This window comes from Sorangium sp. So ce375, from assembly GCF_051473855.1.
In the GTDB taxonomy this organism is placed as follows: Bacteria; Myxococcota_A; Polyangia; order Polyangiales; family Polyangiaceae; genus Sorangium.
The window spans coordinates 1,309,822-1,334,022 of record NZ_CP150335.1; the positions used below are offsets into that span (position 1 = coordinate 1,309,822).

17 protein-coding genes are annotated in these 24,201 nt (G+C 70.2%); 11 read left to right on the plus strand and 6 right to left on the minus strand.

What is annotated here, in order from left to right:
• Positions 1-74 precede the first annotated feature (74 nt).
• Both WME90_RS05040 and WME90_RS05045 read left to right on the plus strand, forming a co-directional pair.
• The gene (locus WME90_RS05040; protein ID WP_437279923.1) at positions 75-1,310 is read left to right on the plus strand and encodes a glycosyltransferase; all 1,236 of its coding nucleotides are present in this window, start codon (positions 75-77) and stop codon (positions 1,308-1,310) included.
• Positions 1,311-1,464: 154 nt separating this feature from the next.
• Complete coding sequence (locus tag WME90_RS05045; RefSeq protein ID WP_437279924.1) at positions 1,465-1,842, plus strand: STAS/SEC14 domain-containing protein; 378 nt, start codon at positions 1,465-1,467, stop codon at positions 1,840-1,842.
• Between the two features lie 45 nt (positions 1,843-1,887).
• Here the strand turns inward: WME90_RS05045 and WME90_RS05050 are convergent, their stop codons facing one another.
• Together WME90_RS05050 and WME90_RS05055 are read right to left on the minus strand one after the other, a co-directional pair.
• Entirely contained in the window at positions 1,888-3,090 is a 1,203-nt protein-coding gene (locus WME90_RS05050) for a P1 family peptidase (protein WP_437279925.1), read from the minus strand.
• Positions 3,087-5,384 (minus strand): D-alanine--D-alanine ligase family protein, encoded by a 2,298-nt coding sequence (locus WME90_RS05055; protein ID WP_437279926.1) that lies wholly within the window; start codon positions 5,382-5,384, stop codon positions 3,087-3,089. The genes WME90_RS05050 and WME90_RS05055 overlap by 4 nt, the downstream gene beginning before the upstream one ends.
• A 178-nt stretch (positions 5,385-5,562) precedes the next feature.
• Here WME90_RS05055 and WME90_RS05060 point away from each other — a divergent pair, with 178 nt between their 5' ends.
• A complete protein-coding gene (locus WME90_RS05060) occupies positions 5,563-8,031 on the plus strand; it encodes an ATP-dependent helicase (RefSeq protein ID WP_437279927.1) in 2,469 nt (822 codons plus the stop codon).
• A gap of 235 nt (positions 8,032-8,266) precedes the next feature.
• Here WME90_RS05060 and WME90_RS05065 read toward each other — a convergent pair whose 3' ends face one another.
• Positions 8,267-8,740: a hypothetical protein gene (locus tag WME90_RS05065; protein WP_437279928.1), complete on the minus strand. Its 474-nt coding sequence runs from the start codon at positions 8,738-8,740 to the stop codon at positions 8,267-8,269.
• Positions 8,741-8,781: 41 nt separating this feature from the next.
• Positions 8,782-9,213 carry a hypothetical protein gene (locus tag WME90_RS05070; RefSeq protein ID WP_437279929.1) on the minus strand — a complete coding sequence of 144 codons (432 nt, stop codon included), beginning with the start codon at positions 9,211-9,213 and terminating at the stop codon, positions 8,782-8,784.
• 996 nt (positions 9,214-10,209) lie between these two features.
• Here WME90_RS05070 and WME90_RS05075 point away from each other — a divergent pair.
• The 3 genes from WME90_RS05075 (at position 10,210) to WME90_RS05085 (ending at position 14,266) form a co-directional block, all read left to right on the plus strand.
• Positions 10,210-11,052, plus strand: a complete 843-nt coding sequence (locus WME90_RS05075) for a hypothetical protein (protein ID WP_437279930.1) — start codon at positions 10,210-10,212, stop codon at positions 11,050-11,052.
• A 1,182-nt stretch (positions 11,053-12,234) separates the two neighbouring features.
• Positions 12,235-12,543, plus strand: a complete 309-nt coding sequence (locus WME90_RS05080) for a DUF6968 family protein (RefSeq protein WP_437279931.1) — start codon at positions 12,235-12,237, stop codon at positions 12,541-12,543.
• A 676-nt stretch (positions 12,544-13,219) separates the two neighbouring features.
• Entirely contained in the window at positions 13,220-14,266 is a 1,047-nt protein-coding gene (locus WME90_RS05085) for a hypothetical protein (RefSeq protein ID WP_437279932.1), read from the plus strand.
• Positions 14,267-14,745: 479 nt separating this feature from the next.
• On the opposite strand, the gene WME90_RS05090 is transcribed toward WME90_RS05085, so the two are convergent.
• Positions 14,746-15,606 (minus strand): MBL fold metallo-hydrolase, encoded by an 861-nt coding sequence (locus WME90_RS05090; RefSeq protein WP_437279933.1) that lies wholly within the window; start codon positions 15,604-15,606, stop codon positions 14,746-14,748.
• A 170-nt stretch (positions 15,607-15,776) separates the two neighbouring features.
• Here WME90_RS05090 and WME90_RS05095 point away from each other — a divergent pair, with 170 nt between their 5' ends.
• The 3 genes from WME90_RS05095 to WME90_RS05105 all read left to right on the plus strand — a co-directional run bounded on the left by WME90_RS05095 (position 15,777) and on the right by WME90_RS05105 (position 20,003).
• On the plus strand, positions 15,777-17,036 hold the full coding sequence (locus tag WME90_RS05095) for an MFS transporter (protein ID WP_437279934.1): 1,260 nt from the start codon (positions 15,777-15,779) through the stop codon (positions 17,034-17,036).
• A gap of 716 nt (positions 17,037-17,752) precedes the next feature.
• Complete coding sequence (locus tag WME90_RS05100; RefSeq protein ID WP_437279935.1) at positions 17,753-18,925, plus strand: DNRLRE domain-containing protein; 1,173 nt, start codon at positions 17,753-17,755, stop codon at positions 18,923-18,925.
• Positions 18,926-19,091: 166 nt separating this feature from the next.
• On the plus strand, positions 19,092-20,003 hold the full coding sequence (locus WME90_RS05105) for an N-acetylmuramoyl-L-alanine amidase family protein (protein ID WP_437279936.1): 912 nt from the start codon (positions 19,092-19,094) through the stop codon (positions 20,001-20,003).
• Between the two features lie 160 nt (positions 20,004-20,163).
• Here WME90_RS05105 and lon read toward each other — a convergent pair whose 3' ends face one another.
• Entirely contained in the window at positions 20,164-22,575 is a 2,412-nt protein-coding gene (gene lon, locus WME90_RS05110; protein ID WP_437279937.1) for an endopeptidase La, read from the minus strand.
• A 119-nt stretch (positions 22,576-22,694) separates the two neighbouring features.
• On the opposite strand from lon, the gene WME90_RS05115 reads away from it, so the two are divergent.
• Together WME90_RS05115 and WME90_RS05120 are read left to right on the plus strand one after the other, a co-directional pair.
• Positions 22,695-23,690, plus strand: coding sequence for a lysophospholipase (locus tag WME90_RS05115; protein WP_437279938.1), 996 nt, complete (start codon positions 22,695-22,697; stop codon positions 23,688-23,690).
• 14 nt (positions 23,691-23,704) lie between these two features.
• The gene (locus WME90_RS05120) at positions 23,705-24,091 is read left to right on the plus strand and encodes an NFACT RNA binding domain-containing protein (RefSeq protein ID WP_437279939.1); all 387 of its coding nucleotides are present in this window, start codon (positions 23,705-23,707) and stop codon (positions 24,089-24,091) included.
• Positions 24,092-24,201: the final 110 nt, after the last annotated feature.

Here is a 24,201-nt window from a genome sequence, read left to right on the forward strand (position 1 = left end):
GAGCTTGGTGACGGTCGGGACGGCCTCGGGTAGGCTGCGCGACGCACCATAAACAAGGGTGGTGATTCTTGCGCGTGCTCCATGTTCTTCATACGTCGCTGCCTGTGATTGCGGGGTACACGATCCGCAGCGACTACATCATCAAGCATCAGGCCGAGCACGGGATGCGTCCGGCGGTGGTGACCTCGGCGCAGCAAGGGACGGGGGACGCGCCGAAGGAGGAGATCGGCGGCATCTCGTACTGGAGGACGCGCGAGCCCGCCGGCAAGCAGCTGCCGCTGGTCAGAGAGCTCTCGCTCGTCCGGGCGCTGGAGGCGCGCGTCGAGGACGCGATTCGGGAGTTCCAGCCCGATCTCGTGCACGCGCACTCGCCGATGCTCGTCGGGCTGCCGGCGCTCGCGGCGGCGCGCCGCTTCGGGCTGCCGCTCGTCTACGAGGTGCGCGATCTCTGGGAGAACGCCTCCGTCGACCGGGGCAAATTCAAAGAGGACTCGGTGCCTTACAAGATCGCGGCCGGCCTCGAGACGATCGTCTACAAGTACGCGGACGCGACGGTGACGATCTGCGAGAGCCTGAAGGACGCCGTCGCTCCTCGGGTGCGCAGCACGGACGCGCTCCACGTCGTGGGCAACGGCGTCGACGCGGACAAGTTCGCGCCGCGGGAGGCCCCGCCCGGCGCCTGGGAGCGCTTCGGGCTCGCCGGGAAGAGGCTCATCGGCTACGTCGGCACCTTTCAGCCGTACGAGGGGCTCCAGACGCTCATCGCGGCGATCGGCGATATCGCGCGCGAGATCCCGGACGCGCACGTCGTGATCACCGGGGCCGGCGGCCAGGAGATGGAGCTCAAGGCGTTCGCCCGCGAGCGAGGGGTGGAGTCCAAGGTGACCTTCACCGGGCGGGTGCCGCACGACGAGGTGTTCAACATCTACGCGATGGCGAGCCTGCTCGTTTATCCGCGCATCCGGACCCGGACGACCGCGCTCACGACACCGCTGAAGCCGCTCGAGGCGATGGCCATGGCCAGGCCCGTGATGGTGAGCGACGTCCCGGCGATGGGGGAGCTCGTCCGCTATGGCGAGACCGGGTTCGTCTTCAAGGCCGGCGACAGCGTCGACCTCACGAGGCGGTGCGTCGAGGCCCTCAAGGATCCAGCGCGCCTCGATCAGGTCGGCAAGAACGCGCGGGCGTGGATCCTCAAGGAGCGGCAGTGGCCCACCCTGCTCTCGCGGTACACGACCATCTACGAGCAGGCGATCGCCGTGCGGCGCGGACAGGGCAAGGCCCGCGTCGGCGAGCCGCGCGCGGCGTGAAGCGTCGGCGACCCCAGCCCTGACCTCCCACCGCGGACCGCCAGCATCGTTGCCGCTCGAGCGTCGCGATCCCGAGGCTCGTCCTTGCGCAATCCGGAGTATGATTACGCGGCCCCATCCCGCCCCTTCGGGAACCGGCAGGAGGTCTCTCAACGTGTTCGAGATTAAAGTCGACCGGATGACCGCCATGGTGGATTTCGTCCTCGAGGGGCGCGTCCGCCTCGAGGAGATGGAGAACTTCGTCAGCGAGCTGAGGAAGGCGTGCGAGAGCCTCCAGGGCCGGGAGATCAAGATCAAGGCCGATGTTCGGGGGTTCAGGCCGATGGCTCCCGACGTGGCGGAGAAGATCCGCGCCGTCCAGGAGTTCGGTCTGGAGCTCGGGGTGATGCGCGTCGCCGAGATCATCGAGAGCGACATCGTCGCCCTCCAGCTCAACCGCGTGGCGCGCGAGAGCGGCACGGACAAGGTCCTCCGGCGGTTCTGGGACGAGGACGCCGCGCACGAGTGGCTCCTCCACGGTGATCCCGAGTGAGCGTCGCCCTGCGGGGCGTGGGCAAGAGGGCAGGGGGCCGCTGCGCTAGAAGCGGGACGGCGGATCGGAGGGGTGGGGGGGGCGGTAGCGCTTCAGGACCTCGGCCACGGCGTCGAGCGGCAGGGCGGGCGCGTGGTGTCCGCTGTGGCCGGTCATGTCGACGCCGCCGCACATGGCGTTGAGGATCGCCTCCTCCACCACGTCGACGGTGGCCTCGTAGAGCGCGTCGAGCTCGGTGTCGAGGACGAGCTCGGCCATGTGCCGGCCGGGCGCGAGGGGGTGAACGCTGAGCGAGCGGCTCGACCGGGGAGCGCTCCACTGCTCCGTGGCGATGCGAGGGACCCGGTTCGCGGTGCTCCAGGCGAGGACGATCTCGCCGGAGTTGTTGGCCGCGTACCCGCCGGTCCGGCCGATCGCGAGCGCGGCGCGCCGCGCGAGGCGCGCGAGCTGACGGTGGATGAGGGGGGCGTCGGAGGCGACGAGCACGATGATCGAGCCGGCGGGGCCCCGCCGCGGGACGTGGTTGAAGCGGTCGCTGATGAGCCGCCCGACCGGGACCCCATCGACGCGGAGCAGCTCGCGATCGCCGAAGTTCGAGAGCACGAGCGCGCCCACGACGGCGTCGACCCCGCCGACGGGGACCGAGCGGCTCGAGGTGCCGATCCCGCCCGCGAAGTGGAACGTCTGCATGCCCGTGCCGGCGCCGACGCACCCCTCTTCCACGTGGCCACCCCGGGCGTTGTCGATCGCCTCGTCGACGTCGGCCTGCGTCACATGGCGCCCCACGGTGTCGTTGAGGAAGCTGTCGTCGCACTCGGCGACGACCGGGATCACGACGTCGTACTCCTTGCCGATCTGGGGGTGCCGGCGCGAGAGCCACGCGACGCTCGCGTCGAGGACGCGGCCGACGCAGAGCGTGCTGCAGAGCAGGATCGGCGTCTCGCAGAGGCCCCACTCGTTGATCTGCGAGAGGCCGGTCACCTCGCCGGCGCCGTTCAGCACGTAGCTCGCGGTGAACACCCGATCGAGGAAGACGTCGCCGTCGGCCGGCAGGACCGCGGTGACGCCCGTGCGCACCGGGCCGATGCCGGGGACGAGCTCGCCCTGGCCCTCGATCTTTGTCACGTGGTGGACCCGCACTCCGGCGACGTCCGTGATCGCGTTCTCCGGCCCCGTCGGAAAGCGGCCGATCGCGACGCCGAGATCGCGCAGCCGAGGGCGCCTGAGCGCGGTCGAGGGCGCGCTCATGGGCCGGCGACCTCGCGGTTCGCGACCGAGGCCGCGTCGGACAGGGGCGCGCTGTCCGGCGGGAGCGGCGCGGGCCCGCCGAGCGCCGGGCCGGGCGCGGTCAGCGGGCCCGGGTCGGCGGCCGGCGAGGCGACCGCCGCGCTCGCGGAGGGCGCGGCGGCGCTCGCCGCAGGCGCCGCCGCGGTGAACGCGGGCCGCGGCGCCGCGGCGGCCCGGGCGTCGCGGTAGCGCTTGAGGCAGCCGGCCAGGATCTCGCCGATCAGCATCCGGTAATCCATCCCCGCCACCTTCGCGATCACGCAGAGATCGCTGAAGTCGGGCGTCAGGCCGGGCAGCGGGTTGATCTCGATGACGTACACCCTGCCGTCCTTCGCCATGCGCAGATCGACCCTGGCCACGTCGCGGCACGCCAGGGCCGCGAACGTGTCGCGCACGACCTTCTCGACGCGGCGGAGCTCCGACGGCGTGAGCTGCGCGGGGCACTCGAAGCGCACGCGCGGCGTGTCCGATTGCTTCTCGTCGTAGCCGTAGACGGGGTAGGTGGGCGGGTCGACGAAGACGACCTCCATCGGCGGCAGCACCTTCGGCCGCCGCTCGCCGAGCAGGCCCACGGTGAACTCGCGGCCCGTGATGTACTCCTCGATGAGGGCCGGCTGGTGGTAGCGATCGACGAGCTGCTTCGCCGCGGCGCGCGCGGCGGCCTCGTCCTTGACGACGGACGCGGAGGTGATCCCCTTCGAGGTCCCCTCGGCGTTGGGCTTGACGATCACCGGGTAGCGGAACGGCTTCAGCTTCTCGCGCCCTGTCGTGACCACCTGCCACTCGGCCGTCTCGATGCCGGCGGCCCGCAGGATCTGCTTCGTGAGGCCCTTGTCGAGGGCGAGCGAGAGCGTCGTCGCGTCCGAGCCGCTGTAGGGGATGCCGAGCAGCTCGCAGAGCGCCGGCACCTGCGCCTCCCGGCCGCGGCCGCGGAGCCCCTCGGCGATGTTGAAGACGACGTCGACCCCCGAAGCCGCGAGCGCGCGCGGCAGGTCCGGGGTCGCCTCGAGCGGGACCACCGTGTGGCCGTAGCTCTCGATGGCGCTCGTGATCGCCTGGATCGTGCGCGGCGAGTCGAACTCGGCCTCCAGGTCGTGCATCGCGCCGGGGCCCGCCTTGTCGCCCGCGGCGGTGTCGCTCCGCTTCATGTTGTAGGTGAAGCCGACGCGGAGCGTGGTCCGCTTCGCCCGGCGCGGCTGGTTGCTCTCCAAGAGCGGCAGGAGCCCCCGCCGCTTGCAGGCGCTCCGCACGATGGCCCGGATCACGCCGTCGAAGTCGACGCCGCGCTGCGCCGCGGCGACGAAGACGCTGGCGCCCGGCTGGAGCGTGGGCAGCCCGTCGACCTCGAGGAAGTGGACGTCGTCGCCCTGGTTGCGCGAGGGGGACGGCGTGACCCGGAACTCGCAGCGGGCGTGGTCCTTGAGGTCCAGGGCGCGCACGACGCGCGCCGTGAGCGACCGGATGCGCTCGATCGTGGCCGCGGGGAGCTGCGCGGGCCGGCGCGTCACGTGCTCGGGCTTCGCGTGCTTCAGGTTGAAGTCGTACACGTTGTAGCTGCCCGGCACCTGGGGATCGATCACGAACTCGATCGGGGTGAGGACGCCCTCGGGGGTGCCGGTGCCGCTCGAGCGCGCGGAGCTCGCGTCCTTGAGCCCGTCGACGAAGGCGCACGCGACGTCGATGCCGGCGATGTAGTGCTCGACGAGCAGGCCCGCCTCGAAGCGCGCGAGCTGCCGCTCGACGACCTCGGCGAGGTGGTGCGCGTCCTCGCAGACGCTCCACTCGCGGAAGATCCCTTTGGAGGAGCCCTCGAAATTGGGCTTCACGATGACGGGGAAGCTCATGTCATCGAGCGCGCCGCTCTCGAGGGTGGTCCGGTTGACGAAGCGGGCGCGCGGGGTGGCGACGCCGTAGCTCGCGAGGACGCGCTTTGTGAGCGACTTGTCGAGCGCGACGTTCAGCGTGTAGGCGTCGGAGCCGGTGTACGGGATGCCGAGCTCGTCGAAGAGCGACGGATAGAACGCCTCGCGCGTCTTGCCCTTGTGCCCTTCGGCCGTGTTGAAGATGAGGTCCGGCTGGAGCGCCTCGAGCCGCGCGAGGACCCGGGAGGCCGGGCCGCTGACCTCGATCCGCTCCACCTCGTGCCCGGCCCGCTCGAGCGCGCCGGCGATGGCGGCGATCGTCTCCGGGCTGTCGAACTCGGCCTCCTCGGCGGAGCTCGTGATCTTCAGGTTGTGCGTGAGCGCGATGCGCATGGTCTCTCCTGTGCCGATCGTCCGGGCCGCGCCTCCCGGCGCTCTACCGGAGGGGCACGCGCGTGCGAGGTTACGGCCAGCGGGCCTGATTTGCCGGGGAAAAAACCGGGGAGCGCCGCGGGGGTCTCCGGGGCTCGGCGGGCTCCCGCTCCCGCGGAGGTCGTGCTAGCGACCCCGTGTGGATCGTTTTGCCGAACACGACGCCGACCGCTCTCCGCCGCCCGAGCCTGGCCTTCCTTACGAGGAGCTGAACGAGCCGCAGGCGCGCGCGGCCAGCCACGCGGCGGGGCCGCTCCTCATCTTCGCGGGCGCGGGGAGCGGCAAGACGCGGGTCATCGTGTACCGGATAGCGAACCTCATCGTCACGCACCGTGTCCCGCCCTACCGGATCTTGGCGGTGACCTTCACGAACAAGGCGGCGACCGAGATGAAGCGCCGGCTGGAGGGGCTCATCGGGGCCGACATCGTGAAGGACCTCTGGGTGGGCACGTTCCACGCGGTGTGCGCGCGCCTGTTGCGCCGGCACCACGAGGCGGCCGGGCTCGACAAGAACTTCGTCATTTACGACGACGACGATCAGCGGGCGGTCATGACCCGCGTGCTCAAGGAGCTCAACCTCGACGATCGGCGCTATCCGCCCCGCCAGGTGCTCTCGCGCATCCACGCGGAGAAGCAGGAGGGGCGGGGGCCCGCCGAGTTCGAGCGGAAGGGCTACTTCGACGACGCGATCGCGCGGTGCTTCGAGGCGTACGAGCGGCACCTCAAGGCGGCGAGCGCTGTGGACTTCGACGATCTCCTGCTCGCCGTGCTCCGCATCGCGGAGGACCCGACGAGCTTCGCCGGCGAGGATCTCCGGGGGCGCTTCCGCCATGTGCTCGTGGACGAGTTCCAGGACGTGAACCAGGTGCAGTACCGGCTCGTCCGGGCGTTCTGCAAGAGCCACGACAACCTCTGCGTGGTCGGCGACGACGACCAGAGCATCTACCGCTGGCGCGGCGCGGACGTCCGGATCGTCCGCGGCTTCCGGCGCGATTTTCCGCACGCGACGGTGGTGAAGCTCGAGCAGAACTACCGCTCGATCGGGCACGTCGTGCGGGGCGCGCTCGGCGTGATCCGCCACGCGTCCGATCGCGAGCCGAAAGAGCTCTGGACGGCGAACCAGGACGGCACGCCGATCGACGTGGTGGCGGCGGACAGCGAGCACGACGAGGCGGCGTGGGTGGTCGAGTGCGTCCGCGAGCTCATCGCCGAGGGCGTCTCGCCGAACGAGATCGCGGTGTTCTACCGGATCCACGCGCAGTCGCGCGTGCTCGAGGAGGTGCTGCGCGAGGCGCGCATCCCGTACCAGATCATCGGGGGCACGCGCTTCTTCGAGCGGGCGGAGGTGAAGAACCTGCTCTCGTACCTGCGCGTGATCGCGAACCCCAAGAGCGACGTGGATCTCAACCGCATCATCAACGTGCCCGCCCGGAAGATCGGCCAGAGCACGGTCGACAAGCTCATCCAGGCGGCGGATCTGCTCGGTGTGTCGCTGTTCGAGGCGATCGACCCGCTCCTGGAGGGGAGGGTGCCTCCGTCGGCGATGCCGGGGGGCCAGCTGCCGCCGCTCGCGCCGGCGGCGAAGCGCAGCCTGCTCGGCTTCCGCGATCTGATCCTCGGGCTCATGACGGAGGCGAAGAGCGCGTCGCCGAGCGCGCTGGCGGAGGAGGTGCTCGCGCGGTCGGGTTACGCCAAGGTGCTCGAGCAGGACGACAGCGTCGAGTCGGAGGCGCGGCTCCAGAACTTGCGCGAGCTCGTGCAGTCGCTCGTGGACTACGAGTCGGAGGCGATCGCCGCGGGCGAGGAGGCGACGCTCGCGGGTTACCTCGAGCGGGTGAGCCTGGTGTCGGACGTCGACGCGCTCGCGGACGTGCCGAAGGTGGCGATGATGACGATCCACGCCGCGAAGGGGCTGGAGTTCCACGCGGTGTTCCTGACCGGCATGGAGGAGGACCTATTCCCGTTCCGGAGCCAGGATCCGAACAGGAAGGGCGATATCGAGGAGGAGCGCCGGCTGGCGTACGTCGCGATCACGCGGGCGCGCGAGCGGCTCTGGATCACGCACGCGGCGCGGCGGGCGATCTTCGGCCAGACGCGTTACGGCTTGCCGAGCCGCTTCCTCGCGGATCTGCCGCCGGCCTCGGTGCGCGGGATCGCGACGCCCGCCAGCATGATGGCGCAGCGCCGGGTCGAGGGCGGGTTCGGCGGGGGCGGCGGGTACGCCGCGTCCGGGCCCCGGTTCGGCGGCCCGGAGCGCTCGTGGGAGGGCCGGGAGCGGAGGCCCGGGGCGCAGGCGCAGGGCGAAGAGCGGTTCGGGGGGCCGCGGTTCTCGCGGGAGGGCGAGCCGGCGAGGGGTGCTGCGGTGCGCGGCATGGACGTGCCCGACCGGGCGCCGGGCGAGCGGTATGTCGAGCGCGAGGCCGTCGATCCGGGCGCAGAGGGCGGCGAGGGGCTCGCGCTGCGGCGCGGGATGCGGGTGTACCACGAGCGGTTCGGGCCGGGCGTGGTGGAGAGCGTGGATCCGGGGGCGGATCCGATCGCGACCGTGAAGTTCTCCGGGTGGGGGAAGAAGCGGATCAAGGTGGCGTTCTTGAGGGCCGGGTCGTGATGGGGCGTAGGAGGGCGGGGCCAGGCCGTGGAACGATGCGTCCCGGGCCGATGATGACGGGTTCGCGGCCGGGTAATAACGATGGCCTCACCTCGCATGACGACAGGCTTCGGCTTGGATGCCGATGACCTTCGCCGCGATGCAGCCGCGACGACGGACAGGCGTGGGGCGCGAGGAACCGATTGAAGCGAATGCTCGATCCTGGCGCCTGCCGAGATGGCGCCGGTCCGGGGGCTTACGGGCCGCCTCGCGAGGGCTGCTCAGCGAGCTCGAACGGAGGAGGTACGACGTCGAGGCCAGGCCACTCGTCCCAGCCTTCGGGTGGCTCGGGAGTTTCGTAGGCCGCGAGCCACGCGCGCGCGACGCTCACGATCGGCTCCGGGGCGTCGAGGCTGAACTCCCACGTCTCCAAGAGGCCGCGCATCTGGCGTGTGAGCTCGATGGTGCGCAGGATTGGCGCATCGGCTGCTGTATTGACTGTAGTCACCGCCACGAGATACCTGTCGAGGAGATCCAGGAGCTTGTCTCGCATCGGTGCTTTCTGCACAACTTTCGCTCGGAAGCGTCGCGCGGCCAGGATGCCCATGGTGAGCTGGACGGTCGCCACGAGCGTCGCGAATCTAATGGCTTCGTCGATCCCGGCTTTGGTCCGCGGAGTCGCATAGGTGGGATCCTGGGCCTTGAAGCTCTCGTAGATCGCGTCCGCCAACTCCTGGATGCACTCCTCGTCACGCTTGCACATAGCAGGCCTCACGGGGGGAGACAGATGACTCCGGAGAACTTGCCGCCGAAGTAGGTGATGAAGCCGATGCCAACGGCGACCACCGGGGGCGGGGAGATCCCGGTTTGTATGCAGACGTATGAACACCAGGACTTGAAGATGAGGCGCGATGCGATCTCGCTGAACACCTCAGGGCACTGGCGGCACTTTGCATCATCGCAGTCGGTCACGAAGCAGGCGTGGCGCACGGGTGGCGGGTTGATCTGACACCGCGTGCTGTAGGGGCAGCCAAACTTCTCCTCGCACTCGCCCCGCGGAATGACGGCTAGCGGCAGCGTGGCGGGGTCGAGGCTCTCGAGCCACCTGTCCGCCTCGGCCGCCGCCAGGGGCAGGTACTGCTCGACGAGCTGTGCGAGCGTGGCCTCGTCGAGCGTGGCGGGGTCGAGGCCGAGCGACTCCACGGTTCCTGTCAGGTAATACGCGGCGAACCCGGCCTTCGCCGAGGCGAGCGCCAGCTCCTGCGGATCCAGGTCCTCGAACGACGGCTGCTCTGGCTCGGCCGGCTGCTCTGGCTCGGCCGGCTGCTCTGGCTCGGCCGGCGCCTCCGGCTCACCTGGCGCCTCGGGCGTCGTCTCGCTTCCCGGCTTTCTCGGTCGTCGCCCGCCGCGCTCCCCTCCGCGGCCGCGTCACCCTGCCCGGGGCCGATCGTGATCGTGCAAGCCGGAACCGTAACGTACCCCACATCGCCGCGAGCAGGATGGCGGACAGCTTTGCACCTGATATGCCGGGCATCGCCTCCCCTTTCGGGAGTCTAGGTTCGCAGGGCTCCCCCCCGCGGTCAATGCGCCCCCAGTCGGTGTGCAGGTCAAGGCTGGCGGGGGTCGAACCCCCCGGCGAGCAGGCGCCGGGCCAGGCTTGAGGGGGGTCAAGCCTCCCTGCGACCAGGCCCAAGGCCAGGCTGGACGGGGATCGAGTCGCCTACGATCAGACCCAAGGCCAGGCTGGACGGGGCTCGAGTCCCCCTGCGAGCAGGCGCCGGGCCAGGCTTGAGGGGCGTCGAACCCCCTGCGACCAGGCCCAAGGTCAGGTTGGACGGGGGTCGAGCCTCCTACGACCAGGCCCAAGGCCAGGCTCGAGGAGGGTCGAACCCCCTCGAGCAGCTTGTACGAGCGGAGCCCTGCAACACGTCTGACCGGAAGCCGCGGTGACGCTTCCCTGAGCTACAGGCCCCTGCTCCCGGAGGACTGGAAACAGGGGCCGGATCCTCGTCGAGCGATGCGCTCGCCTTGGCGATCGGGCAGCGAGCCGAAAGCGCCACGGTGAGCGGAGCTGGCTCGATAGCTCGATAGCTCGAGCGCGTCGACTCCGTGCTATCCGCTCACCATTCAATGGTCTCCGCTTGCCGACCGTGGGCTCCTTCCGTGTACGTTCTCCGCTTCCCCCGAAGGGAGGATTTCATGGATGGTACGCTCGAGTCGATCTTCAACCTGTATGTCTTCACCACCGGCCGCCGGCTGTTCGCGCTCCGTCAGGTCCGCGCCATCGCCAAGGTGCAGCGCTTCACGGAGCTCGTGAAGCACTGCGACGTCGCCATCGAGCACGACCTCGCCACGCGCGCGATGGAGCGTCGCTGGGCGGGCGAGCCCGCGGCCACGGGGGCGAACCCGGCCGCCCAGCGCATCGACGTGCTCGTCGACCGCACGCTCGGCGCGATTCGCGATCATGTCGTCGCGCAGACGCAGGGCGCCGCGCCCGACGATCCCGTCCACAAGGAGGTGGCGGCTTTCCTGAAGCCGATCTTCCCGGTGAGCGTGCAGGCGATCACCTCCCTGCCTTATATCGATGAGCTCGCGGCCGTCGATGATATCGCCGCCCTGCTCAAGGGCGAGCTCGCCCCGGCGGTGAGGGAGTTCGGCCTGGGCCGCCTGGTCACCCGCCTCGCGGATCTCGCCGTCCAGTACCGCGAGGCGCTCGAAGCGCCGCCGCCGTCGCTCATCGACTGGGGCCGGGTGCGCGCGGCGCGCGCCGAGGGCCAGGGGCTCCTGCTCGAGGCGGTCGCCATCATCCTGGGCAAGCACCACGAGCGCACACGCGAGGGGACCGAGGCCCGGCTCGCGCTGCTCGCGCCGATCCTTCAGCAGGACGAGGCCATCGGGCAATACCTGCGCTCGCGGCGCGCGATCGCGGATGTGAATCCCGAGACCGGCGAGGACGAGCCCGCCGCGCCGACGTCGGCGCCGGCCGCGACTCCGCCGCCGGCCGCGGCGCCGGGCGCGCCGGAGCAGCCACCGATCGCGTGACAGCCGGACCCGCCGGCGCGCCAGGTGAACATCGGGGCGGCCGCGCCGTCCCGGTTAGGTGGGCATCGACGTCCCCGAACTCGCGCGGCGCTTCTACCCGGAGGAGATGAGCCCGGCCGAGGAGCGCCCCGCGGCGCCCGTTTCGCCGACGCCAGCCGCTCCGCCCTTCGCCCTTCGCCCTCGGGGGCGGCGTGGCCGAGTTCGACCACCTGGACGGCGGACGTCCCGAGTTCGCCGACGCGCACCTCGACCCCAGCGCCCCCGCTGCCGCGGAGAAGGCGCCGCCCACCTCGCCTCGATCCCTTGCCGGCAGCGCGGCCAAGCTCGGGCCAGGGCGATGCCAGCGCCGTCACTCCTTGACCTGGATGCCGCGCGGCACCGTCTGCTCCAGAGAACACCCATTACCTTAGCGCTAGAGTGCTGTAGTTATGGTGGCAAGCTCGGGATGCGGCCGCCGCGAGGGCTGGCTTTCATGCAAATCGATGGAGGACCCGGCATCATGATGCGTTCTTCCCATCCATCGATTGCCGGTTGACCAAGGGCCAGCAAAGACACGAGATTCAGCATAGATGATGATGGCGATAAATTGACGCGGCGTCGTGCACACCTACGCTTTGCCCTAAAGACCTGGGCAAACGCAGCGCTGATGACGCGCCCCACGCCAGCACACCTCAGACCGGCACGCCGATCGCAAGGTGCCGACATGCGAGAATTCGACGCCATCACCACCGTCATAATCTGCTGTTCCATCTCCGCGTGCGCGTTGGACCCGACACCGGGATCGGAGGCTGTGCCTGATGAGGAGAGTCGTACCGCGGTTGACCCCATGGAAGTTCGAGCCACACGAGGCAGGTGCGAAGATGCGGTGGACGATGGGGCCGACATCTGGCAGCTCATGTGTGGAGCGGCAGGCGGAGCCGCGCTCTTGACGCATGGGGAAACAGCTATGTGCCTGCGGGAACACATGCAAGGTCGAGCCGCTGGCCACAATAAGTGTAGATCCAGCTGCCCTACTGCATGCCTCGCGCTATCGAGCCGATGGGATCTTTACTGTGAAGAGCGCGCGCCCATGTTCCTGAAGAGCATCTGCGTACAGGCGCGCAACAATGGGCAGGAGAAGTGCCTAAGCTCCTGCTGAGCTCGGGCACTTGACATTGCCTACCAGTGCGCTAGCTGGTGGTCATGCCGGACCCGATCGCGGAACGCTCCATCATGCTAACATTACCGAACGGGAGCCGAGAAAATATCCAGGTTCGAGTCTGGGCGCCCGAGTACAGGTCAGCAGCCCTGTGCTGGGAAGCTGACGTAGAAGTCACTGGGGCGGGGGACACCCATAAGTCCCATGGAGCCGGCATCGATGCATTTCAAGCGCTGTATGGCGCGCTCTACTTGATCCCGACGATGCTATCCAAGTATGAGGCAATTGGCCGGCTCTCGCGGTTCGAAATGGAGTGCGTCGGGTTCCCCGAGATCGATATTTCGATGTCGTGAGCCCATGGCCTCGTCGATCTTGCCGACGTGCACCTCGACCTCCACAGCTAGTGCAGCAAAGGCCCCGTGCGGAGGACGCTGCGGGCGGGTGCGGCTGGACGAGCTCGTCTATGAGCTTCAGTGCGGGCTGACGCCACCGCCTCGAGGGCCGTTCGAGTTGGACCCGGACATCAAGGAAGAGAACCCCTGGTTGCTCGACAAGCGCCGCCGCCTGCCGATGCTGGAGCGCGCCGCGGGCTCGGCCTTCGCGCGACGCGGACGGCCACCGCGTGACCTTTCCCTTCTCGCTCTGGGGCTCGGAGTCGGTGCTGGCGCAGGTGGTGGAGCGCGCTGGCCGCCGTGCGGCTTGGGCTGCACGACGTCGCCTGCGAGCGCGACCCGACGCGCGCCGCGGGGACGCCGAGCCTTGCCACGGCGATGCGAGCACGGGCTGGAGGGCGCCGCCGCGATCCGGGAGCACGCTCTCGCGCCGTCGCGGCGCCTGAGCGGACGCCGGCATTCCCAGGAGGTCTGCTGTCGAAAACTTGCGTGACGGCGGCGGGCGGGGCGCGGCATACTGCGCCCGTTCGAGGATCAGGCCAACGACACCCCGGCGGATTGGGGCCGCCAGGGCGCCGGTTGCACAGCCTTGTGCCGGAGGACTGGACACGCGATGATCTCTGTCAAGCATTGGGTCGTGGGGATTCTTTCTCTCACGGCACTGGGGTTTCCTTTTGCGTGCGGTGACGTCCCGTACATGGGTGGCGACTGCGCGACCACGGACGATTGCCTGTCCAGCCATCAGATGGTGCCGGGCACGGTCTGCATCGAGGAGAGCTGCGTGTGCGCCGAGCCGGGCCAGGTGATCTGCTGCCCGCCGGGCGAGAAGGAGCCGGACTGCTTTCTCAAGTGCCGGTCCTGCGAGGAGTGTGCGGAAGGGACGCCGGAGTGCTCGGGCGTGATCGACCCACCGACGCGGTGGTGCCAACGCGACGCGCACTGCCCAGGGCCGCCGGACCCGCGGTGCGGCGCGGGGCGGTGCGTGAGGGGGCGATGCGAGATCGAGACCAGGCCGGGGCGGCTCACTTTGCAGATCCGCGGCGACTGCAAGCAGGACGAGTGTACCTGGGACGGGAACGTGATCAGCGTGCCGGCCTACGACGTGTACAACGACGGCAACCAGTGCACGACCGATTTCTGCGACTACGATCAGCCGCTCAGCGCGCCGCTCGATAACGTGATCTGCCCCGTCTCGGGCTCGGGTCGGTGTTACAAGGGGCGCTGCGTCGAGTGCCTCGCCGAGGATCCCGCGCTGCACTGTCCCGACGGGCTGGCGTGCGATGGGGTGCTCTGCGTGCCGGTCCACTGCGTCAACCAGGCGCTCGACGCGGCGAGCGGAGAGACGTCGCAGGACTGCGGTGGACCGTGCAAGCCGTGCAAGGACGGGGACCCGTGCAAGGTCGGGGCGGATTGCCAGTCGGGGGTGTGCGCGATGGCCCATTGCAAGGCTCCGACGTGCGACGACGGCGTGAAGAACGGCAATGAGACCGGCGTCGACTGCAGCGGCACGTGCCCTCGTCGCTGCCCGGACGGCCGCGGGTGCGCGTCCGGCGAGGATTGCGAGAGCGGGGTCTGCTGGGCCGGAGCGTGCGAGCCGCCCATGTGCAAGGACGGCGTGGAGAACGGGGACGAGCTCGGCGTCGACTGCGGCGGCGAGGGGTGCGACGCGGCGTGTCCGGAGTGAGCCGGGGGAGGGCGGTTATGTGTCTGCGCTCTTCAGCGCGAACCCGGTGTGAGGGCCAAGGAGGCCTTCTGTCGCTCACTCACGGAAAGTGACCAGCGGGGGCGATGCTGGTCGCATCGTTTCGACAGGCCCGTCAAGGGAAGAGCAACCGCAAGGGCGCGAGGGGCGCAAGGGGAAGGCAAGAATATATCTCGTCTCTGGTCCCTTGCGCCCCTTGCGCCCTTGCGGTTGCTCTCTTTCCTGCATTCCTTGCCCTTGGAGCTTGCTTCCTGGCAGATCGGTAGGGGCTCGCGACCATTGAATTCAGGCAAGTTTCAGCCTGTTCGGTGCTCTAGCAGCAGTCGATGAGCTCGCCGGCTCGAATCGGTCCTCGAATAAGTCGACGACCGCCTATGGACCAGGCGCATCGAACCCGGCGAGGCGGCCGCCCGTGTGAGTAGAGCCTCCCGTTCGACAAACACGATTTCCGGAAGCGGCTCCTAAATCCACACCTCGCCGAGCAGCGGCAGCACGCCCATCCTCACGTCGCGCGACGCGCGGCCCAGCCGCTCCGCCAGCCGCTCTCCCTGCATCGCAGGAAGCGCGATGGCCGGGCGATCCATGGGAAGGAAGAAGTTGTCCCAGTGCGAGAAGAGCACCGCGCGCGGCGACAGGGCGCGTGCGACGCGCTCGGGGAAGCGGCGCGAGGCGGTCCAGCCGGCCACGCAGAGCAGGAGCAGATCGGGCTCCTTGCAATCGAGGCCCGCCTCGACGAGCTCCGCGCTGCCCAGGTGGACGATACGCCGCCCCGCGACCCGGATCTCCACCGCAAAGACGGCGCCGCACCGGTAGCGCTCGGCCCGGAGAGGGATCTGGTCACAATCGGAGATGTCGCCAGGGAAGGGGACCCGGCCGAGCAGCAGGCGGGAGTGAGCGCTCGGGAAGAAGCGCAGCTCGAACGGGCCGACCTCGGCGACGACGGGCTCGCCCCCCGGCGCGCGCTCGACGTCGCGCACCCGCGCCGCGGGGACGCCGGCGGCCCGGCAGAGGGCCGCCGCGGAGCGGGATCCGAAGACCGTGGCCCCCGTGCGGAGCGCGATCTCCGGGATATCGAGAGCGTGATCGAAATGGGTGTGGCCGGCGATGATGGCGTCGGCGCGCGGCGCGTGGCGAGCGATGGCGGCGGCGTCGGGGACGAGCCGATCGAGCAGACAGCGGCGGAGCGAGGCGCGCGTGACGTAAGGATCGATGAGCACGACCGTGCCGGCGTGCTCGATCGCGAACCCCGCCGTGCCCAGCCATCGCACCCGCACCTCCCCCGCCGGCGCAAGCGACCGCGGAGAGAACGTGTCCGCGATCATCGGGCCAGACTCGCGCGATCGGGAGACGTGGGGAGTCGGCGCGGTGTGGTCATCGACATCCTCGATCGGGATCGAACCTCAGTGTCGACGTTTCATGCGACCGCGCCTCGTCCGCCCGGTTACGATTCTGGCTCGTGACGGACCGAACGCCCAGTCGAACGCACCTTCGAATGCAGGATAGAACGCCCACTCGAACGCCCAGTCGAACGCCTACTCGAACGAACTTTAGCAAGATCGCCGCCCTCGCCGCGCTGTACTTCGCGCAGGGCATCCCGTTCGGCTTTCAGGCGACGGCGCTCCCCGTCTTCCTGCGGGCGAGCGGCGTCTCGCTCTCCGGCGTGGGCTTCGCCGGCGCGCTCGCGCTCCCCTGGGCGGCCAAGGCGCTCTGGGCGCCGCTCGTCGACCGCTACGGCTGGGAGCGGATCGGCAGGCGCCGCTCGTGGATCCTGCCGCTCGGGGTGCTGCTCGCGCTCACGTGCGCGGCCGCCGCGTTCGTCCCGCCGTCGCGCCACCTCGGCGTCCTGCTCGCGCTGGTCTTCCTGATGAACCTGCTCGCGGCCACCCAGGACATCGCCGTCGACGGGCTCGCGATCGACCTGCTCGGACACGGCGAGCTCGGCCTGGCGAACGCCGCGCAGGTGGTCGGCTACAAGGTCGGCATGCTCGTCGCCGGAGGCCTGCTCGTGTGGGCGAGCGCCTGGATCGGCTGGCGTGGCCAGTTCGGCGCGATGGCGGCGCTCGTCTTCCTCTCGGCGATGGCCTCGCTCGCGCTGCGCGAGCCCCCGACGACCGAGGTCGAGGCGCGCGCGCGCCGGTCGCTCCGCGAGGTGCTCGCCACGGTCCTCGCCGCCCTGAGGGCGCCGGGCGCGCTCTGGGTCGTCGCGTTCCTCGGGACCTACAAGCTCGGCGAGGCGATGGTCGACATGATGTTCAAGCCGTTCCTCGTCGACGCCGGCTTCCCGCCGCACCGGATCGGCCTCTGGGTGGGCACCTACGGCCTCGTCGCGTCGATCGCCGGCTCGCTCGCGGGAGGCCTCCTGTCGCAGCGGATCCCGCTGCTCGCCGCCGTCGGGGCGACCTCGGCGCTGCGGACCGTCGCGATGGCGGGCGAGTGGTACCTCGCCGCGGCAGGGTCGCCCACCGCGGGGGCCGTCGTCGCCGTCACCGTGGCCGAGCACCTCTTCGGCGGCGCCCTCACGACGGCGGTGTTCGCATTCATGATGTCGCGTGTCCGCCGGTCGGTCGGCGCGACGCACTATACGCTGCTGGCCAGCGTCGAGGTGCTCGGGAAATCGCCCGCGGTGTGGCTGTCGGGCGCGCTGGCCCAGCGGCTCGGCTATGCAGGCCTGTTCGCCCTGGGGACCGTGATCTCGGTGGTCTTTCTCTGGCTGCTCGTGCCGCTGCGGGAGCGGAGAGCGGGTGAGGGGTGAGCGGGCCCGGCCGCCCCATTTTGCCCCAGTGTCCATTTTTGCCCCAGTTCCGTGACGTGGCGAAATTGAATCGCAGAGGCAACGAAAGCGCCGAAACGCCGAAACGCCGAGGCGCAGGGGAAAGCTGAGAGATGAAGAATTTCTCTCTCTCCTCTTCCCTCCGCGCCCTCGGTGCCCACAATGGATCTTTTTCTCACGAGATCAGGGGACAGGCCTTTGCGTTGTGGTGGTGGCTGGTGCGAAAGACGATGATCCGCGCGCCCATTTCGTGATATAACCAGACAGCGCTACGGCTGACTGCTGCAAGAGTCGCTCGTGACCGCGCTCGCCCGACTTCGTCCATCGTTCGCCCGGCCGGCGACGGCCCTCATCCCCCCAAGGGGGTGAGATCCTCCTGGGGGCCAGGGGCACGAGGTCTGCCACGATCCGGGAGGCGAGCGCCTGGTAACGGCCGTCTCGTCGTGCCGTCGTGCCGCACGCGCTGGTTGACGAATGACTCCTTCAGCGCTCCGCCTCCGGGCAAATGGAGCACCGTATCAGCGTCTTCCCTGTTTGGAAATAGTATTTTTAAAGTCCACAACGTGCGGCAGCTCGCCGCACAACGCGGCGCCGCCCATGCCGGCGCCGCAACGAGGAGCTCTCCCATGAGGACCGCCTATCATCTGTTGTCGATCTCTACCTTTACGTTCGCGCTCGCCTCGATGATTTCCGGCTGCATGGCTACAGCCGAGCCGCACGACGACAACGAAGACGCCATCGGGGAGGGCGCGGCGGCGCTCGTCTCCTGCTCGGTGCTCCCCTCCGGCAACATCGTCACGAACGGCAGCTTCGAATCGCCGGACGTGTGGTCCGGCACGTCGTCGATATACAACGGCTCGATTTCCGGCTGGCAGGCCGCCTATGGTCAGATCCAGATCCATGACCACTCGAACGGCATGAGCCCCGCGCACGGCGCCCAGCACCTCGAGCTGGACGCCACGGACTCGAGCGGCGTCTATCAGAATCTCACGACCGTTCCGGGAGCGACCTACCAGCTCCGGTTCGCCTTCGCCGCGCGCCCCGGCACGAACGCGAGCCAGAACGTGCTAGGCGTCGTCTGGGGCGGCCAGCCGGTGGCCACGCTCACGACCGCCAGCTCCGCATGGGTCAATTATACCTATACCCTCGTGGCCTCCGGCACGACGACGCGCCTCCAGTTCAACGACCTGGGCGTCTCGAACGGCCAGGGGACGCTCCTCGATAATGTCACCGTGGTCGCCGCCGACACGGATCTCGATGGGGTGTTCGACTCGTGCGACAACTGCCCGGCGCAGCCCAACCCGTCCCAGGCCGACGCCGACGCCGACGGCATCGGCGACGCCTGCGATGTCCAGGCCCAGTGCGTCGTCGTGCAGCGCGGCACCTACGGCAGCGTGCAGGATACCCATATCCAGCCTGGCGTCTCGTGGGCGTACGGTGATTACCCGTACATCGTCACGAACACGCTGCCGGAGGGCCCGATGCCGGGCGTGCTGGCCTTCGATCTGTCGTTCATCCCGGCGGGCTCCGACGTCGAGTCCGCGACCCTCTCGCTGTCCCACCCGTGGAAGGCGAGCGCCACCACCATCGAGGTGCACCGCGTGAACGGCCCCTGGCAGGAGTCGACCGCTCACGCCGGCAACTTCCCCGGGTATACCCCGGCCGTCGAGGCCACGATCTCCACCGCCGCCCAAGCGGATGCCGTCGTGACCGCCAGCGTGGCGGCCCTCGTCCAGTCCTGGGTGGATGGTTCCCCGAACTACGGCATCGCGCTCCAGGATGTGAACGGTCGGACCGAGATCCGCTCGAGCGAGCAAGTGAACGTCGCGCGCCGGCCGAAGCTCGAGGTTTGCTACACGCCGGCCCAGTAGCAGGATCTGGCACGAGGTGCGGAGGAACGCGCCGGGGGCACGATCGCGCAGACGTCCCGGGCGATCCCACGGCGTCGAGCGGCGCGCCGCCCTCCGTCACCTGGCCCACGCTCGCTTGCCGAGAACCTGACGTCGCGCCCCGCCTTTGATAGCAAGCGGAGCTGCGGTGCTCTCGCGCAGGAAGCTCGTCCTCGGTCTCGCCGGCGCCGCCGGCGCCGCCGCCCTCGCACGGGGGTTCGCCGCTGGACACCCGCGCGACACCGCGGCGCGGCGCGCCCTCAAGCTCCCGATGGCGCCGAGCGGGTGGCCCTTTCCAGGAGCCCGCGTCGTCGCCCCCTCCGCCGTGTTCCCGCCGGACTTCGGGGTCCGCCGCATCTACCTCGACGCCGGCCACGGCGCCCCCGGCAACTCCGGCAACGTCTCCTGCTTCTGCGTCGACGAGCAGGACTTCACCCTCGCCGCGGCGCGCGCGCTGGCCGAGCGGCTCAACGCGACGGGCCGCTTCGAGGCGCGCGTGGGCAGGACCGGCGACCGGCCCTTGCCCTACGCGGAGCGCGTCGACGACGCCGCCCGGTGGGGCGCCGACGCCTTCGTGAGCCTGCACTCGGACGTGCGCGGCAGGACCGAGACGTGGTCGCCCGGCCAGGGCCGCCAGTGCCCGCTCAGCCTCGCCGCGCCGGGGTTCGCGGTGCTCTGGTCCGACGACGGCGATCCCGCCCTCTGCGCCCTGCGGCTCGCCCTCGCGCGCGGCTTCGCCAGGCGCATGGAGGAAGCAGGCCTGTTGCCCTACGACGGCGCCGCCTACAGCGGCCTGTACGAGCCGGACACCGCCCAGCCAGGCGTCTTCGTCGACCGGCACCCCCCGGGACAGCGCATCTTCGTGCTGCGCCGCCCCGCCATGCCCTCCATCCTCGTCGAGACCCACCACGCGCTCGACGCCCGCGAGGCCGTGCGCTGGACCGAGCCCGCCACACACGACGCCTTCGCCGCCGCGGCCGCCGCCGCGCTGGCCGACGCGCTCGGCGGCGGAGGCACGCCGGTCTCCCAGGGCACGCCGGCCTCCCACCCGCCCACCTGAAGCGCGCGCCCGGCAGGCACGCCGTGTCTCGCCCGCGCCCCGGAGCGGGCGCTCCAGGCCGCCATGGTGGCCCTGAAGGGCCCGTGGCTCAGGCCCCGGCGCCCCTTCGAGGGCACGAGGCGATCGCCCGTGCGCCGCGCCTGCACCGCCCGGCTCCGCCTCAGGACGCCCGCGCGTGCGGCATCTCCCCGGGGGCCTCCAGGGGGATCGAGCGGAGCCGCAGGCAGAGCGCGATCGCCTCGTCGAGCGTGTTCACAAGGTAGAACTCCAGCGAGCTCCTCACCTCGGCCGGCAGATCGTCGAGATCCGCCTCGTTGTCCGCCGGGAGCAGGATCTCGAAGATCCCCGCCCGGTGCGCCCCGAGCACCTTCTCCTTGATCCCCCCGATCGGCAGCACCGTCCCGCGAAGCGTGATCTCCCCCGTCATCGCGATGTCGCTCCTCACCGGCCTGCCCGACAGGGCGCTCACAAGCGCCACCGCCATCGTCACGCCCGCGCTCGGCCCGTCCTTCGGCACCGCCCCCGCCGGGACGTGGATGTGGATGTCGCGACGCTGCAGCCGGTCGGACGGCACGCCGAGCTCCGCCGCGTGCGCGCGCGCATAGCTCAGCGCCGCGCGGCCGCTCTCCTTCATGACGTCGCCGAGCTGCCCCGTGAGGACGAAATCGCCCTTGCCGGGCATCACGCTCGCCTCGACGTGCATGATATCGCCACCCATCTGCGTGTAATACATGCCGGTCGCGACACCGGGCTGATCGTATTGCAGCCTCCGCTCAAGGCGCATCCTCGCGCGGCCGAGCAAATCCTTCACGTCCGCCTCGGCGCTCACAAGAGCCCGCTCGATCTCGCCGCCCGCGATCCTCCGCGCGGCCTTCCTCGCCAGCGCGCCGAGCGTCCGTTCCAGCTGCCGTACGCCCGCCTCGCGCGTGTATCCGCTGATGATCCCGCCGAGCGCCGCGCCCGTCACGCGCAGCTGCTCCTCGTGCAGCCCGCACTCCTTCCGTTGGCGCGGGAGCAGGTACTTCCGGGCGATCTCGTGCTTCTCCTGCTCCGTGTATCCGGCGAACAGCGCGGTCTCCATCCGGTCGAACAGCGGAGGAGGGATCGTCTCCCGGAAGTTCGCCGTGCAGATGAACAGCACCTCGGACAGGTCGAACGGCAGTCCGAGGTAGTGATCGACGAAGCCGTCGTTCTGCGCGGGATCCAGCACCTCGAGCAGCGCCGCGCCGGGATCGCCCTGGAAGGAGGCGCCGAGCTTGTCGACCTCGTCGAGGACGATCACAGGGTTCTTCGAGCCCACCCGCTTGATGCCCTGGAGGATGCGCCCGGGCATCGCGCCCACGTACGTGCGCCGGTGGCCGCGGATGTCCGCCTCGTCGCGCGCCCCGCCCAGCGAGACGCGGACGTACTTGCGCCCGAGCGCCCGCGCGATCGACTCCGCGATGGACGTCTTGCCGGTCCCGGGCGGGCCGAGGAAGAGCAGGATCGGCCCGCGGGAGACCGCGCGGCTCCGCTCGCCTTCGCTCCTCGCCTGATCCATGCGAAGCTTCCGGACGGCCAGGAACTCGAGCATGCGGTCCTTCACGTCGCCCAGGCCGTAGTGATCCTCGTCGAGGACCGCCCTTGCCCGATCGAGATCGACGTGGTCATCGGTCCGCTGGTTCCAGGGCAGATCCGCCACCCACTCGAGCCACGTCATGAGGACCTGCGCCTCGGGCGACGTCTCCCGTCCCATGCGCCGCAGCCGCGCGAGATCGCGCCGGGCCTCCTGCAGGATCTCCGGCGGCAGGTTGGCCCGCTGCAGCTTGTGCTCCAGACGTGCCGCGGCGTTCTCGTCGTCCTCCTCGCCGAGCTCCTTCTGGATCGCGCGCAGCTGCTCGCGGAGGTAGATCTCCCGCTGCCGCTCGCCGAGCTCCTCCTCGACGGTCGTCCTGATCTTCTCCTGGGTCTCCACGATGCCTATCTGCCGGTAGAGGTGCAGCGCGAGGCTGCGCATCCGCTCTTCCGTCGAGAGGATCTCGAGCAGCGCCTGCTTCTCGGGGGTCGGGAGGTCCAAGTAAAAGGCGATGTGGTTCACGAGCTCGGCCGGGCCGTACATGCTGCCGACGAACTGCTTGAGCACGTCCTCGGGCGCGCCGCGGTGGCGGCCGTACTCGACGGCGCGCTCGCGCACCTCGCGGGAGAGCGCCTCCAGGGCGCCGTCTTCCTCTGGACGGAGGGGGAGATCGGCGAGCTCGATGACGGGGGCGCGGATCACGCCGTCGACCTCTGTGTAGCGGGGCGCGGCCGCTCGCCGCTCGCAGTAGAGCACGAGCTGAAGGCCCGACCCGAAGCGCTGAACCTGGGTGATGCGGGCGATCACGCCGATCGAGAAGAGGCCGCCCGCGGTGGGCTCCTCGGCCGCGTCGCGCTGGGCGACCGCGAAGATGCGCTTGTCTTCTCCCTCGACCCGGAGAGCGGCCTCCACCGCGCGGAGCGTCTTCAGCCGTCCGACCGTGATGGGCGTCGCTATCCCAGGGAAGAGGACGGTGTCGCGCAACGAGAGCACGGGCAACGATCGGCGCTCGGGCATGGCCGGGCTCTTGTGCGAACGTCATGCCATGGAGGACCGTACCGAAAACTCCTTTCTGGCGCCGAAGCATCGAGAATCGTGGTCAGCCGAGCGCGGAGCGGTGGTAGGGTCCGCTCCCGATGCCCGCGGACACCTTCACGTTTCAGGCGGACGACGGTCGAGAGCTCTTCGTGTACCGCTGGCTCCCGGAGGGCGCGGCGCGCGGCGTGTTCCACATCGCGCACGGCATGTCGGAGCACGCGGGCCGCTACGCGCGCCTCGCGCAGGCGCTCTGCGCCGCCGGATGGGCCGTCTACGCGAACGACCACCGCGGCCACGGGGCGACGGCGCGCGGGAGCGACGAGCTCGGCTTCTTCGCGAGCCAGGGCGGCTTCCAGCGGGTCGTCCGCGATCTCGCGCAGCTCATCGCGCGCGAGCGGGGCGAGCACCCTGGCCTGCCGGTCGTCCTCTTCGGCCACAGCATGGGCGCCGCCTTCGCGCAGAGGTACTTGATCGAGCACGGCGGCTCGATCGACGGCGCGGTGCTCTCCGGCGCCTCGGGCAAGGCGAACGCGCTCGTGGACGCGGGCCGGCTCGTGGCCCGCGCAGAGCGGAGGCGGCTGGGCGAGCGCGGCAAGAGCCAGATCCTCCAGACGATGAGCTTCGATAGCTTCAACAAGGTGTTTGCGCCGACGCGCACGCCGTTCGATTGGCTCTCTCGCGATCGCGCCGAGGTCGACGGGTACATCGCCGATCCCCGCTGCGGCTTCCCCGCGACGACCTCGCTCTGGGTCGACCTGCTCGACGCGATGGTGGACCTCGCGCGGCCCGAGCGGCTCGCGCAGATCCCGAAGGACCTGCCCATCTACGTCTTCTCCGGCTCTCGCGACCCGGTCGGCGGGCTGCTCCGGGGCGTCACCCAGATGATCGAGGCGTACCGCGCCGCCGGCCTCCGCAGGGTGACACAGCGGTTCTACCCCGGCGGGCGACACGAGATGCTGAACGAGATCAACCGCGAGGAGGTCGTGCGCGACCTGCTCGCGTGGCTCGCCGCCGAGGTGACGGGCGAGGTGAGAGCCCCGGCGAGGCCCGCGCAATCGGGCGCCGGGCCGCGCGCCGGCGCGGCGTCCGGCTGACGGCGAGGGCCGGCATGGGCAGCAAGGGGCGGCCGTACCGCACGCTCACGATCGATGGCTTCGAGGTGCTCGTCGGCCGCGGCGACGAGGACAACGACGCGCTCACCTTCGAGATCGGCGCGCCGCACGACCTCTGGCTGCACGTGGCCGGCGGCACGCCGGGCAGCCATGTCATCGTGCGCAACCCCGAGCGCGTGGAGGTCCCGAAGGAGGTGGTCGAGCGCGCCGCCGCGATCGCCGCGTGGTACTCGAAGGCGAGGAGCGCCGCCAAGGTGGAGGTCCACGTCTGCCGGGTCGCGGACGTGAGCAAGCCGCGCGGCGCGCCCGCCGGGCTCGTGCAGCTCGCGCGGTGGAAGAGCGTGCGCGTGCGGCCGGAGATCCCCGGGCGCGATCCTGGCTGAGCATTGAAGAGAACGAGGCGAGAGCCACCTTCGCCGAGCGCGGAATCGTCTTCTCGAGTTCCATGCGCCGCTCCTCTCGTCCTGCCGTCGGCCCGATCGAATCGGGTGGA

What these genes read in the sequence shown, in the direction of transcription:
- WME90_RS05120 (WP_437279939.1), top strand. Translation starts at nt 23,705, where the DNA reads ATGGGCAGCAAGGGGCGGCCGTACCGCACGCTCACGATCGATGGCTTC.
- WME90_RS05095 (WP_437279934.1), top strand. Translation starts at nt 15,777, where the DNA reads ATGCAGGATAGAACGCCCACTCGAACGCCCAGTCGAACGCCTACTCGA.
- WME90_RS05115 (WP_437279938.1), top strand. Translation starts at nt 22,695, where the DNA reads ATGCCCGCGGACACCTTCACGTTTCAGGCGGACGACGGTCGAGAGCTC.
- WME90_RS05075 (WP_437279930.1), top strand. Translation starts at nt 10,210, where the DNA reads ATGGATGGTACGCTCGAGTCGATCTTCAACCTGTATGTCTTCACCACC.
- WME90_RS05090 (WP_437279933.1), bottom strand. Translation starts at nt 15,606, where the DNA reads ATGATCGCGGACACGTTCTCTCCGCGGTCGCTTGCGCCGGCGGGGGAG.
- WME90_RS05100 (WP_437279935.1), top strand. Translation starts at nt 17,753, where the DNA reads ATGGCTACAGCCGAGCCGCACGACGACAACGAAGACGCCATCGGGGAG.
- lon (WP_437279937.1), bottom strand. Translation starts at nt 22,575, where the DNA reads ATGCCCGAGCGCCGATCGTTGCCCGTGCTCTCGTTGCGCGACACCGTC.
- WME90_RS05050 (WP_437279925.1), bottom strand. Translation starts at nt 3,090, where the DNA reads ATGAGCGCGCCCTCGACCGCGCTCAGGCGCCCTCGGCTGCGCGATCTC.
- WME90_RS05055 (WP_437279926.1), bottom strand. Translation starts at nt 5,384, where the DNA reads ATGCGCATCGCGCTCACGCACAACCTGAAGATCACGAGCTCCGCCGAG.
- WME90_RS05080 (WP_437279931.1), top strand. Translation starts at nt 12,235, where the DNA reads ATGCCGGACCCGATCGCGGAACGCTCCATCATGCTAACATTACCGAAC.